The sequence below is a fragment of the Variovorax saccharolyticus genome, from assembly GCF_030316765.1.
Lineage (GTDB): Bacteria > Pseudomonadota > Gammaproteobacteria > Burkholderiales > Burkholderiaceae_C > Variovorax > Variovorax saccharolyticus.
Genome location: NZ_JASZYT010000011.1, coordinates 82529 through 94761, shown reverse-complemented (window position 1 = coordinate 94761; position 12233 = coordinate 82529). Strand labels below are relative to the sequence as shown.

At 67.6% G+C, this 12233-nt stretch carries 15 protein-coding genes; 4 read left to right on the top strand and 11 right to left on the bottom strand.

Features of this window, described 5'->3' with window-relative positions:
* Positions 1 to 36: 36 nt before the first annotated feature.
* The gene (locus QTI45_RS28650; protein WP_286656762.1) at positions 37 to 693 is read right to left on the bottom strand and encodes an OmpW/AlkL family protein; all 657 of its coding nucleotides are present in this window, start codon (positions 691 to 693) and stop codon (positions 37 to 39) included.
* Positions 694 to 876: 183 nt separating this feature from the next.
* Here QTI45_RS28650 and azu point away from each other — a divergent pair, with 183 nt between their 5' ends.
* The 3 genes from azu (at position 877) to QTI45_RS28635 (ending at position 2255) form a co-directional block, all read left to right on the top strand.
* Entirely contained in the window at positions 877 to 1329 is a 453-nt protein-coding gene (gene azu, locus QTI45_RS28645) for an azurin (protein WP_286656761.1), read from the top strand.
* Between the two features lie 73 nt (positions 1330 to 1402).
* Positions 1403 to 1894: a TIGR01841 family phasin gene (phaP, locus tag QTI45_RS28640; protein WP_286372284.1), complete on the top strand. Its 492-nt coding sequence runs from the start codon at positions 1403 to 1405 to the stop codon at positions 1892 to 1894.
* Positions 1895 to 2009: 115 nt separating this feature from the next.
* The gene (locus QTI45_RS28635; protein ID WP_286372285.1) at positions 2010 to 2255 is read left to right on the top strand and encodes a hypothetical protein; all 246 of its coding nucleotides are present in this window, start codon (positions 2010 to 2012) and stop codon (positions 2253 to 2255) included.
* 12 nt (positions 2256 to 2267) lie between these two features.
* Here QTI45_RS28635 and QTI45_RS28630 read toward each other — a convergent pair whose 3' ends face one another.
* From QTI45_RS28630 to QTI45_RS28620, 3 genes are all read right to left on the bottom strand, one after another.
* A complete protein-coding gene (locus tag QTI45_RS28630; protein WP_286656760.1) occupies positions 2268 to 2780 on the bottom strand; it encodes an RcnB family protein in 513 nt (170 codons plus the stop codon).
* Between the two features lie 122 nt (positions 2781 to 2902).
* Complete coding sequence (locus QTI45_RS28625; protein WP_286656759.1) at positions 2903 to 3241, bottom strand: hypothetical protein; 339 nt, start codon at positions 3239 to 3241, stop codon at positions 2903 to 2905.
* 27 nt (positions 3242 to 3268) lie between these two features.
* Positions 3269 to 3844 carry a cob(I)yrinic acid a,c-diamide adenosyltransferase gene (locus tag QTI45_RS28620; protein ID WP_286656758.1) on the bottom strand — a complete coding sequence of 192 codons (576 nt, stop codon included), beginning with the start codon at positions 3842 to 3844 and terminating at the stop codon, positions 3269 to 3271.
* 68 nt (positions 3845 to 3912) lie between these two features.
* Here QTI45_RS28620 and QTI45_RS28615 point away from each other — a divergent pair, with 68 nt between their 5' ends.
* Positions 3913 to 5337, top strand: a complete 1425-nt coding sequence (locus QTI45_RS28615; RefSeq protein WP_286656757.1) for an FAD-binding oxidoreductase — start codon at positions 3913 to 3915, stop codon at positions 5335 to 5337.
* A gap of 121 nt (positions 5338 to 5458) precedes the next feature.
* Here QTI45_RS28615 and QTI45_RS28610 read toward each other — a convergent pair whose 3' ends face one another.
* The 7 genes from QTI45_RS28610 to mnmG form a co-directional block, all read right to left on the bottom strand.
* On the bottom strand, positions 5459 to 6361 hold the full coding sequence (locus QTI45_RS28610) for a CsgG/HfaB family protein (protein WP_286656756.1): 903 nt from the start codon (positions 6359 to 6361) through the stop codon (positions 5459 to 5461).
* 107 nt (positions 6362 to 6468) lie between these two features.
* Positions 6469 to 7410, bottom strand: a complete 942-nt coding sequence (locus QTI45_RS28605; protein WP_286656755.1) for a ParB/RepB/Spo0J family partition protein — start codon at positions 7408 to 7410, stop codon at positions 6469 to 6471.
* A 5-nt stretch (positions 7411 to 7415) separates the two neighbouring features.
* Positions 7416 to 7958, bottom strand: a complete 543-nt coding sequence (locus tag QTI45_RS28600; protein WP_286656754.1) for an RBBP9/YdeN family alpha/beta hydrolase — start codon at positions 7956 to 7958, stop codon at positions 7416 to 7418.
* The gene (locus QTI45_RS28595; RefSeq protein ID WP_286372293.1) at positions 7955 to 8821 is read right to left on the bottom strand and encodes a ParA family protein; all 867 of its coding nucleotides are present in this window, start codon (positions 8819 to 8821) and stop codon (positions 7955 to 7957) included. The genes QTI45_RS28600 and QTI45_RS28595 overlap by 4 nt, the downstream gene beginning before the upstream one ends.
* Positions 8822 to 8823: 2 nt before the next feature.
* Positions 8824 to 9438 (bottom strand): LysE family transporter, encoded by a 615-nt coding sequence (locus QTI45_RS28590; RefSeq protein ID WP_286656753.1) that lies wholly within the window; start codon positions 9436 to 9438, stop codon positions 8824 to 8826.
* A gap of 60 nt (positions 9439 to 9498) precedes the next feature.
* Positions 9499 to 10137: a 16S rRNA (guanine(527)-N(7))-methyltransferase RsmG gene (gene rsmG / locus QTI45_RS28585; protein WP_286656752.1), complete on the bottom strand. Its 639-nt coding sequence runs from the start codon at positions 10135 to 10137 to the stop codon at positions 9499 to 9501.
* Positions 10134 to 12086 carry a tRNA uridine-5-carboxymethylaminomethyl(34) synthesis enzyme MnmG gene (gene mnmG, locus QTI45_RS28580; protein ID WP_286656751.1) on the bottom strand — a complete coding sequence of 651 codons (1953 nt, stop codon included), beginning with the start codon at positions 12084 to 12086 and terminating at the stop codon, positions 10134 to 10136. The genes rsmG and mnmG overlap by 4 nt, the downstream gene beginning before the upstream one ends.
* Between the last annotated feature and the right edge of the window lie 147 nt (positions 12087 to 12233).

Here is a 12233-nt window from a genome sequence, read left to right as displayed (position 1 = left end):
GCGGCAGGATGCCCCTTGACCCAGATCAAGAGGAGGTCAGAAGCGGTATCCCACGCCGGCGCCGAACAGCCAGGGGTCGATCTTCACGGTCGACAGCGTCTGGCCCAGGTGGCTGACGTCGGAGCGGATCTGCACCTTCTTGATGTCGAAGTTCAGGAACACGTTCCTGGCGATCTCGATGTCCACGCCGCCGCCGACCGCGAAGCCGAAGCTGCTGTTCTCGAGATCGAGGCGGCCCACGGTGGGCACCGCGAGCTTCACCGAGCTGATGCGCGTGTAGTTGAGGCCGGCGCCCACATACGGCCGGACCTTGGCCGTCGGCAGGAAGTGGTATTGCAGCATCAGCGTCGGCGGCAGCTGCTTGAAGGTGCCGATGTCGACGGGCCCGCCGAGCGCGCTCTGCTGCACGGTCACGGTCTGCTTCTGCGGCACGGTCAGCACCAGCTCGGCGGCGATGTTCGGCGTGAAGAAGTAGCTGATGTCGATCTCGGGAATGGTCTTGTCGTTGACCGTGATCGCATCGGCCGGCACCGCCAGCGAGGGAATCGGATCGGACTTGTTGGCCGTGTCGATGCGCACGACGCGGGCACGCACGAGCCAGTTGCCCTGGTCTTCCTGGGCCGTTGCCGGGAGGGCGCACGAGGCGCCGAGGGCGGCGCCGATCAATGCGCGCACGAGATTGCTGCTTGCCATTTGTTTTCTGCTTCTCCAGTGATGGCCGACGCACGAAGGTCGGCACTGCAGGCAGTGTCGAACGCGCGTCGAGCGCGCGTCCTTGATCCAGGTCATGGAAGCCCTGCCCGCAGCTTGGACAATCGGCTTCGCGCTGCACGAGGTGTGCGGCGCACCTGTGTTTACCTACCCTGGATGCCTTCAATGCTTCATCGCCGTCTCGCCGCCCTCACCGTGCTGGCCTTCGCCTGCGCCCCTGTCCTCGCCGCCGAATGCGCGGTCGAGATCGAGGGCAACGACGCCATGCAGTTCAACAAGCCCGTGATCGAGGTGAGCCAGAGCTGCAAGGAGTTCACGGTCAAGCTCAAGCACAGCGGCAAGCTGCCCAAGCAGGCCATGGGCCACAACTGGGTGCTCGGCAAGGCCGCCGACATGCAGGCGATCGCCACCGACGGCATCGCCGCCGGCCTGCCGCAGGACTACGTCAAGGCCGGCGATGCGCGCGTCGTGGCCCACACCCGGATCATCGGCGGCGGCGAAAGCGACAGCGTCAGCTTCTCCCCGGCCAAGCTCGCCGCCGGCGGCAGCTACGCCTACATCTGCTCCTTCCCGGGGCACTCCGGGCTCATGAAGGGCACGATCAAGCTCGTCAAGTAGTTCGCGGGGCTTTCATGAAACCCCCTTCAGGGCGTATCGTGGCGGCCCAACCTCAAATCTGGAGAAAGCGCACATGGCCACCAGCAAGACGAGCACCACCGCCGCCAAGAAGCCCCGCGCTGGGGGCATCCCCACGCCGGCCGATGTCCAGGACGCCTTCATCAAGCCGCTCAAGGGCATGGCCGAGCGGCTGCAGGACCTGCCGCTGGCAGGTGCCGCGGGCGCCATCGTCGAAAGCGGGCGCAAGGACCTCCAGGCGCTGGTGAAGGCCAACGAGAAGTCCTATCAGGGCTTGCAGGCCGTGGTGCAGCGGCAGACCGAGATGCTCAAGTCCTCGATCGAGGAATGGCAGGGCACCGTGAAGAGCTTGCCGGGCGGCGACCCGCGCGAAGGCCTCGCGAAGCTCGACGCCATGGGCAAGGCGGCCTTCAAGCAGGCGCTGGACGACATCCGCGAACTGTCCGAGATGGCCGCGAAGTCGCAGGCCGACGCCTTCGACGTCGTTCGCCAGCGCATTCGCGACAACGTCGACGAGGTCAGCAAGCTGCTGCAACCGAAAAAATGAGACACCGCCGGGCGGAATCGGTGTTTGTCCTGCGCAATAACGAGAAATAGGTCCGTGACGGATCGCCCAGGAAGCGTACATTGATGCGATTCCTCAGCGATTGGATCGAACCCGCATGGCATCGAATTCTCAGACGCGCATCTCCGCCCGGGCGGAAGCCGAAGCCGCCACCCGCGAACGGCTCCGGCAGGCGCTTCCCGGCACGGTCGGCCACTTGCAGAACCACCAGGCCGACCGCATCGACGACAGCGACATCGATGCCTACGTGCGCCTCAACTGGCTCGAGTGGCACGGCGGCGGGCTGCGGCTCACGATCACCGGGCGCAACGTCTGCGCCCAGCTCGCGCCCTCCGCAGCCTGAGCCCCGCCGTCCTTACTGGCCGACGATGATCTGCGCGATCAGGCCGGTCGCGACGGCAGCCAGCACGAAGTCGCCACCCACGCCGACCCACTGGTAGCCGCGTTGCGGCTGCTGCAGGTGGTGCCCGCGCCAGTCGTTCACGACGTACTGGTGACCACGGTATTCGGCCGGCACGCGGCCGCCGCGGCGCCACTCGGCATGCGGGTTGGGATGGCCGCGATGGTCGAACTGGCGACCCGGACGGTAGTCGGGGCGATAGCCCGGGCGGTAGTCGGCACGATGGTCGCTGCGGTGATCGCCGCGGTAATCGCTGCGGTAGTCGCCACGATAGTCGCCCCGCTGATCGGCACGGCCGTCGGGGCGTCCGCGCTCGGGGCCCGCCGCACCTTCATGGCGCTGCTGTTGCTGCTGCTGCGGCGAGAAGCGGTCGCCGCGGTCGAACCTGGAATCCTGCGCGAAGGCGCTTCCCGCCATGCACATCGCGAGCGCTGCGGCGGCAACGGCCATGCTCTTTGTGTGGATCATTTTCGGAACTCCTTCTGCGTTGATGAGGAGTCCAGTGTGGGCGGCGCATGTAACGCGCGTCCCCGACGCATGTGCGCGGCACGTGAAGCAAGGTAAAGCCCGGGCCGTTCCCGGGCCCGGCTTCAGGGCGAGTTGCCCTGGGGTCCGACCGCTGGCGAACTCGGCTTGTGGCTGGCCTTGGGCGTGATCTTGCGGCCGAGCGCCTCGCCCCAGCGGCGCACCGGCGCGCTGGCACGCTCCGCCGTGTGGTCGACGCCGCGCCGGGTCGCATCGGCACCGCGCTCGATGCCGCGACCGGCGGCGTCGGTTCCACGTTCGATGCCGTTCAGCACCTTGCTGTCTTTGACTGTCGCCCGGCTTTCCGCACCCTGCGCGGAGATGGGCAGTGCGGCGATGGCGCCCGCCAGGGCGCAGGCTGCGCAGAGCAGGCGCGCAGCGGGGGTCTTCGGGTTCAGGGACATGGGTTCGATTTCCTTGGTGTCTGGCGTTCAGTCCCGGCTTTCGGCGGCAGCCCGGGCCATCCTCTCGCTCTTCCAATAGACGTCGTCGCCGCCATCGACGCGGTTCAGCACCCGCGCCAGCACGAACATCAGGTCGCTCAGGCGGTTGAGATAGTGCCGCGGCGCGGCGTTGATCTGCGCTTGCGCGCCGAGCGCCACCACCGCGCGCTCGGCGCGCCGCGCCACCGTGCGGCAGACATGCGCCTGCGAGGCGGCGCGCGTGCCCGCGGGCAGGATGAACTCGGCCAGCCGCGGCAGGGCCGAATTGTGCTCGGCCAGCGCATTGTCGAGCTGCAGCAGGGCCTCGGCCTTGAGCAGCGTGTAGCCCGGCATCGACAGCTCGCCGCCGAGGTTGAAGAGCTGGTGCTGGATATCGACCAGCAGCTCGCGCACCGCGGCCGGCATCGGCTCGCAGAGCAGCACGCCGATGTGCGAGTTGAGTTCGTCGACGTCGCCCATCGCGTGCACGCGCAGGTGGTCCTTGGGGACGCGGGTGTTGTCGCCGAGGCCGGTGCTGCCGTCGTCGCCGGTGCGGGTTGCGATCTGTGTCAGGCGGTTGCCCATGGGTGGTCTCTCGTGCGGGTTGGAGGTGCGGTTCGTAGAATGTTAGACCCTTCAGGAGACCGCGCCCCATGAACGCCCCCACCGCTCCCTCCCACCTTACGCCCGAGATCGCGCTGCGCGCCGTGCCCGACGCACTGATCGCCGCCCTGAAGGCCCGCTTCGGCGAGCGCTGCTCGACCGCACTGGCGGTGCGCACGCAGCACGGCCGCGACGAATCCTCCTTCGACGCGCCGCCGCCCTCGGCGGTCGTCTTCGCCGAGAGCACCGGCGACGTCGCCGATGCGGTCAGGCTCGCGGCCGAGCACAGCGTGCCGGTGATCCCGTTCGGCGTCGGCTCCTCGCTCGAGGGCCACCTGCTGGCGGTGCAGGGTGGCATCAGCATCGACGTCAGCCGCATGAACCGCGTGCTGTCGATCAACGCCGACGACCTCACGGTGACCGTGCAGCCCGGCGTCACGCGCAAGCAGCTCAACGACGAGATCAAGAGCACCGGCCTTTTCTTCCCGATCGATCCGGGCGCCGACGCCTCGATCGGCGGCATGGCGGCCACGCGCGCCAGCGGCACCAACGCGGTCCGCTACGGCACCATGCGCGAGAACGTGCTGGCGCTCGAGGTGGTCACGGCCAGCGGCGAAGTGATCCGCACCGGGACGCGGGCCAAGAAGTCCTCGGCCGGCTACGACCTCACGCGGCTCATCGTCGGCAGCGAAGGCACCCTGGGCGTGATCACCGAGGTCACGCTGCGGATCTACCCGCTGCCCGAGGCGGTGTCGGCGGCGATCTGCTCGTTCCCGAGCATCGAGGCCGCGGTGCGCACCACGATCGAGGTCATCCAGCTGGGCGTGCCGATCGCGCGGGTCGAGCTGATCGACGTCAACACGGTGCGGATGGTCAACGCCTACGCCAAGCTGGGCCTGCGCGAGGAGCCGATGCTGCTGATGGAGTTCCACGGCTCGCCGGCCGGCGTAAAGGAGCAGGCCGAGACGGTGCAGGAGCTGGCGAGCGGCCATGGCGGCAAGGCCTTCGAATGGGCCAGCACGCCCGAGGAGCGCACCCGCCTCTGGACCGCGCGCCACAACAGCTACTTCGCGGCCGTTCAGTCGCGGCCGGGCTGCCGGGTGATCTCCACCGACACCTGCGTGCCGATCTCGCGGCTGGCCGACTGCCTGCTCGAATCCGTGGCCGAGGCGGACGCCAGCGGCATCCCCTACTTCCTGGTCGGGCACGTGGGCGACGGCAACTTCCACTTCGGCTATCTGCTCGACCCGAACATCCCCGAAGAGCGCGTGACCGCCGAGAAGCTCAACCATGCGCTGGTGTCGCGCGCGCTGGCGCTCGAAGGCACATGCACCGGCGAACACGGCGTCGGCCTGCACAAGATGGGCTTCCTGGTGACCGAGGCCGGCGCCGGCGCGGTCGACATGATGCGCACGATCAAGCGCGCGCTCGATCCGAAGAACATCATGAATCCCGGCAAGATCTTCAACTTGTGAGACCTTGCGGGACAGACCAAGAAACTGCGCAGCAGTTTTTGCTCTGTCCTCAACTGATCAGAAAAAAACCCCGGCCCGCTCTGGCGAGCGGCCGGGGTTTTTCGCACCCTGAGCGTTGCCCTTATTTTTGAGTGCTGCTGCCGCGCCGAGCCGGCGCGGGCTGCGGCGCCGAGGTCTGCGACGGCGCGGCACCGCCATCGACGCCGAGCCGGCCGCCGCCACCCAGGCCCTGCCCCTTCACCGTCTGCGCCTTGTAGTTGCGCAGCGAGATGACCATCTGGTTGAAGGCGTCCATGAAGGCGGCGCTGATCACCTTGCCCTGGGCCGTGTTCGTGTAGCCACCCAGCGCGCCGCCCGCGCTGCCGCCGAACACCGAGCCGAAGGCGCCGAAATCGGTCTTCGAGGCGCTGCCCTCCGAGGCCGCGACCTGGACCCCCGAGCGGTTGTCGATCAGGGTCAGGAGCGCGCTGGCCTCCTTGGTCTGCATGCTGCCGCCGACCGCGGACAGCACGCCGCCGTAGCGGCCGCCGACCAGGCCACCCAGTGCGCCGCCGACACCGCCGGCGTTCTGGTTGCTGAAGACGATCTCGGGCGACAGGCCGTAGTCGGAGGCGACCATCTGGCCGGCGCCGAAGTTGCTGCCCTGGCGCATCTCGCCCGATTGCGACAACTGGCGTTCGCGCGACATGGCGTTCATGCCGGCCGCGCCGCGCTCCACGACCACGAAGCAGTTCGATTGCTGGACCAGAAGCCGCAGCAGGTTGGCGGTCGGCGGCAGCTTGTACTCGTTGCGCAGGATGGTGTACCAGCCCGCCGACTGGTTCTCGATCAGCGAGACCGTGCCCAGCGGCGAGTCACAACGCTCGAGCGCGCCGCTGGTGTTGGCGCTGGCACTGCCCGCGGCGCTGCCGGTGGCCACCGTCTTGGCGCTCTGGCTGCCCATCTGCATGTCGGTGGTCTGGCAACCGGTGAGCAGCGCCGTGCCCGCGGCCAGGGCGGCAAGTGGCCATCTGGTCAGTCCCATGTGATTCTCCTCTTAGAACTTTTCTATTAGAAAGTTGCATCTGGAGCATAGGACGGGTAACCGGTTGAAATCAATTCAACCAGAAGCAAAGGCCGGCCGAAGGTGGCCTAGGCCGTTTGGCGGATGCGATCGATCAGGCCGTTGAGGGCGTCGAGGGAACCGAAGTGGATCGCGAGTTCGCCGCTCTCCTCCACCTTGCCGCCGCGCCGGGTGCGCTTCTTGATGCGGACCTCGACCTCGGCCGCGAGCAGGTCGGCGAGCTCTTCCTCGACCCGCAGCAGGTCGCGCGACTTCTCGGCGCTGCCGCGCCGCGGCGAAGGCGTGAGGCTGAACTCGGCCGCCAGCTTCTTGACCAGGGCCTCGGCCTCGCGCACCGACATCTTCTTGGCCGCGATCTGGTTGGCCGCGGTGATCTGCGTGCCCTTGTCGAGCGACAGCAGCGCGCGGGCATGGCCCATGTCGATGTCGCCGGCCATCAGCATCGCTTGTGCGGGTTCGGCCAGGTTCAGCAGGCGCAGCAGGTTACTGGCAGCACTGCGTGAGCGGCCGACGGCCTGCGCCGCGGATTCGTGAGTAAGCCCAAACTCCTGCACCAACCTTTGCAGGCCCTGGGCTTCCTCGAGCGGATTGAGGTCCTCGCGCTGGATGTTCTCGATCAGCGACATGGCGGCCGCAGCCTCGTCGGGCACGTCGCGCACCAGCACCGGCACGCTTTCAAGCCCGGCCAGGCCGGCGGCCCGGAAGCGCCGCTCGCCCGCGATGATCTCGAACTCGGCCTTCTTCTCGCGCGCTGCGTCGGCGTCGAGGCGGCGCACCAGGATCGGCTGCATGATGCCTTGCGCCTTGATGCTCTCGGCCAGTTCGTAGAGCGCGCCTTCGTCCATCCGCGTGCGCGGCTGGTAGACGCCCGGCACCATCTGGTCGAGTTGCAGCGTGGTCGGATTCGGCGCCGCCGACTCGTCGTTGACCGCGGCGTCCGAGCCGTTGAAGGTCGGGCCCAGCAGGGCCTCGAGGCCGCGGCCGAGGCCCTTGGGTTTTTTGGTGGCCATGGAGGTCATTCTTCTTTCAGTAGGTCGTTCAGCAGTTCGCGGCCTTCGGGCCAGTCACCCAGGCCGGACTCGCTGTTGATGTGGCCGCGGGCACCGGCATCGATGAAGCGAGCGCCCCAGTCGCGCGCCAGTTGGCGCGAGCGGCCGGCCTCGCAGTAGGGATCGTCATCTGCCGCGATCATCAGGGCGGGGAACGGCAGCGGCCGGCGCACGATCGGCGCCCAGCCCGGGATCATCTGGCGCAGGTCGTCGCGTTCGAGGTCGCCGGGCGCCACCAGCAGGGCTGCCCGCACCTTGTGCGCATGGCCGGAGTGCGCGGCCCAGGCCGCCACCAGGATGCAGCCCAGGCTGTGGGCGACCAGCGCCACCGGACCCGGGGCCGCCAGGACCTCTTCCTCGAGGCGGGCGCACCAGTCTCCGCGCAGCGGCCGCATCCAGTCGTGCTGCTCGACCCGATGGTCGCCGTACACCGCCTCCCAGCGGCTCTGCCAGTGGCCCGGGTCGCTGTTCTGCCATCCGGGCAGCAGCAGGATCTTCGGCGCGCTCAAAGGCTGTCCGGCACTTGGACCGCCACCGGCGGTGCATCCATCGGGGCCGGCACCGGCGGTACCGGCGGCGACGCGGCCTCGGCCGCCAGGGCGCTGGCGGGCGGCATCTTGCGCACCAGCTCCTCGGCGAAGGCGACGAAGGCCTGGCTGCCCTTGGCCGGCGGGTCGAACACCACGCCCGGCAGCCCGTAGCTCGGCGCTTCGGCCAGCCGCACGTTGCGCGGGATCACGGTGTCGAACACCTTCTCGCCAAAATGGGCCTTGAGCTGCTCGCTCACCTGCTGCTGCAGGGTGATGCGGGGGTCGAACATCACGCGCAGCAGACCGATGATCTGCAGGTTCTTGTTGAGGTTGGCATGCACCTGCTTGATCGTGTTGACCAGGTCGGTCAGCCCCTCGAGCGCGAAGTACTCGCACTGCATCGGCACGATCACGCCATGGGCGGCACACAGTCCGTTGAGGGTCAGCAGGCTCAGGCTGGGCGGGCAGTCGATCAGGATGAAGTCGTATTCGGCGCCAACCGCTGCAAGGGCCGTTCGCAGGCGCTTCTCGCGGCGGTCGAGCGCCACCATCTCGACCTCGGCGCCGGCCAGCTCGCGGTTGGCGCCGAGGATGTCATAGCCGCACTTCTCGGAGTGGACGCGCGCCTCGGCCACGGAAGCCGACTCGAGCAGGACGTCGTACACCGTGGTTTCGAGCTGGCGCTTGTCGACGCCCGAGCCCATAGTGGCATTGCCCTGGGGATCGAGGTCGATCATCAGGACCCGTTGTCCGACCTTGGCCAGGCCGGCCGCGAGGTTCACGGTGGTCGTTGTCTTGCCGACGCCGCCCTTCTGGTTCGCAATGCAGAAAATCTTGGCCATGCTTATCTGGAAATCGCCAACTTGAAGCCGAAGGCGATCAGGAAGACACCGGCCAGCTTGCCGAGTGCGCCCGAGATCCGCGGATTGGCGCGCAGCCGCTCGGCCAGGAAGTAGGTCAGGAGCGTGACGATCAGGCCGTACATGAAGGTCAGCAAGGCGATCGTGGCGGCCATCGCGCCGAAGGTTGCGAAGCCCTGATGGCGGGCGGGATCGATGAACAGCGGGAAGAAGGCCATGTAGAACACGATGGCCTTGGGATTCAACAGCGTGATGGTCACCGCCTGCTGGAAGTACTGGCGGGGCCGGATATTGAGGATCGGCGCGGCGCCGGGCTTGGCCCGGATCATCTTGTAGCCCAGCCAGGCCAGATAGGCGGCGCCAAGCCATTGCACCGCGCTGAAAGCGGCCGGGTACGCGGCCAGCAAGGCAGCGACGCCGGCCACGGCAGCCCACATCAGCACCTGGTCGCCGGCAATCACGCCGAGCGTGGCGGCCAGGCCACCGCGGACGCCGCCTTTGCCGGTCGAGGTGATCAGCGCGAGGTTGCCAGGCCCGGGAATCGCGAGAAAAAGAATGATGGCCGCGACGAATGCGCCGTAGTCAGCGATGCCGAACATGGAAATGACCTCAAAAGGGAGTGCGTCGAGTCTAAGCGAGGTCGACGCGCGGAGCGCCGTTCAAGCGCCGGGTTTTCGCATCCAGACGATGCAACGCTCGGCATCCAGGCCGGGAACCGTGAGTTGTTCCACGTGAAACACCTTGGATTCCGGAGGCAGCTGGGCGATTTCGTCGTCCGGCACCCTGCCCTTCATGGCCATCCAGACACCGCCCGGCGCCAGCAGGTGGTGCGAGCCCGAAACGAAATCCGCCAGCGAAGCGAAGGCGCGGGAACTGATCAGCTCATAGCTGCCCGTCAGGGCCTCGACCCGGGCGTGCAGGCCGCGCAGGTTCTTCAGGCGCAGTTCGGAGGCGACTTGCTGGACGAAGGCCGCCTTCTTGGCCACGGCGTCGAGGCAGGTCACCTGGATATCGTCCCGCAGGATGGCGATCACCACGCCAGGCAAGCCGGCTCCGGCGCCAACGTCCAGCAGATTCGCCTTTTCTGGACACTCGCGCGCCAGCGGCGCGATCACGGACAGGCTGTCGAGCAGGTGGTGCGTGAGCACGGTGCCCGGATCCCGCAGGGCCGTCAGGTTGTAGACCTTGTTCCACTTGAGAATGAGAGCGCCATAGGCAAGCAGGCGTTCGCACTGCGCATCGCTCAGGCTCAGACCCAGGGCGGCGGCGCCGTCCCGCAGCAGTTGTTCCTGGCTCATTCGACGGCCGGAGTTTCTGCGGCTTCGGCCGGATCGCGGGCAAAGGCCTGATGCCCGCCCTTGCGAAGATGGATCATCAGCAGCGAGATGGCAGCCGGGGTCACGCCAGAGATGCGCGACGCCATGCCCAAGGTCTCGGGCCGGTGCTTCGACAGCTTTTGCCGAACCTCGAAGCTCAGGGCCTTGACCTGTCCGTAGTCGAAGGACGCCGGCAGCTTGAGATTCTCGAAATGCGCCGCCCGCTCGACTTCGTCATGCTGGCGATCGATATAGCCGGAGTACTTGGCGGCGATCTCGATCTGCTCGATCTCGACCGGCCCCAAGGCCACGGACGGGCCGTATTTGCCACCGTCCAGCGACATCAGCGACTCGTAGCTGACATTCGGCCGCCGCAGCAGGTCGCCGAGGTTGTATTCGTGGTCGATGGCCTTGCCGAGCACCCGCTCCGACTCGGTTGCCGGCAGGTTGCGCGGATTGACCCAGATCGAGCGCAGCCGCTCTGTTTCACGTGAAACAACGTCGCGCTTGCGCGAGAAGGCATCCCAGCGTGCATCGTCGACCAAGCCCAGCTTGCGACCCGTCTCGGTCAGGCGCATGTCGGCGTTGTCTTCGCGCAGCTGGAGCCTGAACTCGGCCCGGCTGGTGAACATCCGGTAGGGCTCGGTCACGCCCTTGGTGATCAGGTCGTCAACCAGCACGCCCAGATAGGCCTCGTCGCGACGCGGCAGCCACGCATCCTCTCCCCGGCACTGCAGCGCCGCGTTGATGCCCGCGAACAGGCCCTGCGCCGCCGCTTCCTCGTAGCCGGTGGTGCCATTGATCTGGCCGGCGAAGAACAGCCCCTGGATCGCCCGCGTCTCGAAGTTGCTCCTGAGCTCGCGCGGGTCGAAGTAGTCGTACTCGATCGCGTAGCCGGGCCGCAGGATGTGGGCGTTCTCCAGGCCCGCCATCGAGCGCACCAGCTGGTACTGGATGTCGAAAGGCAGGCTGGTCGAGATCCCGTTCGGGTAGTACTCGTTGGTGGTCAAGCCTTCGGGTTCCAGGAAGATCTGGTGGCTTTCCTTGTCGGCGAAGCGGTTGATCTTGTCCTCGACGCTGGGGCAGTAGCGCGGTCCGATGCCGTCGATCTTGCCCGTGAACATCGGGCTGCGGTCGAAGCCCGAGCGGATGATGTCGTGCGTGCGGGCATTGGTGTTGGTGATCCAGCAGGGCATCTGCTGCGGATGCATTTCCGCACGGCCCATGAAGCTGAACACCGGCATCGGCCCGGCCCCGCCCGGCATGCCGTCGCCGGGCTGCTCGGTGCACTTCGAGAAATCGATGGTCCGGCCGTCCAGCCGCGGCGGCGTCCCGGTCTTGAGCCGCCCCTGCGGCAGCTTGAGCTCCTTGAGCCGCGCCGACAGGCTGACCGCCGGTGGATCGCCGGCCCGCCCGGCCTGGTAGTTGTCCAGGCCCACATGGATGCGCCCGTCCAGGAAGGTGCCGGCCGTCAGCACCACGGCGCGGGCACGGAAGGCAATGCCGACCTGCGTGACTGCCCCGACCACCCGATCGCCCTCGATCATGAGGTCGTCCACCGCCTGCTGGAACAGCGACAGGTTGGGCTGGTTCTCGAGCCGGCGACGGATCGCCGCCTTGTACAGCACGCGATCGGCCTGCGCCCGGGTCGCGCGCACGGCCGGTCCCTTGCTCGAATTGAGGACGCGGAACTGGATTCCGCCCTCGTCCGTCGCGATCGCCATCGCACCACCGAGGGCGTCGACCTCCTTCACCAGGTGGCCCTTGCCAATGCCGCCGATCGACGGATTGCAGCTCATCTGCCCCAGCGTCTCGATGTTGTGGGTGAGCAGCAGCGTGCGAGCGCCCATGCGGGCAGAGGCCAGCGCAGCTTCGGTGCCGGCATGGCCGCCGCCAACGACGATCACATCGAATTCTTCGGGGTACAGCATGAATTGGGGCGCAGCAGGTGTGCGCTCTCGGAAGGGGGGCGGCAATTTTAATCGCGGCCGTGTTTCCGTGCTGCTTCGAGGTCAAGCCGGCCCGGCCGCCGCCCGCGCCGGCGGGGCTTCTACATTGATCGGATTGCTATCATTTTG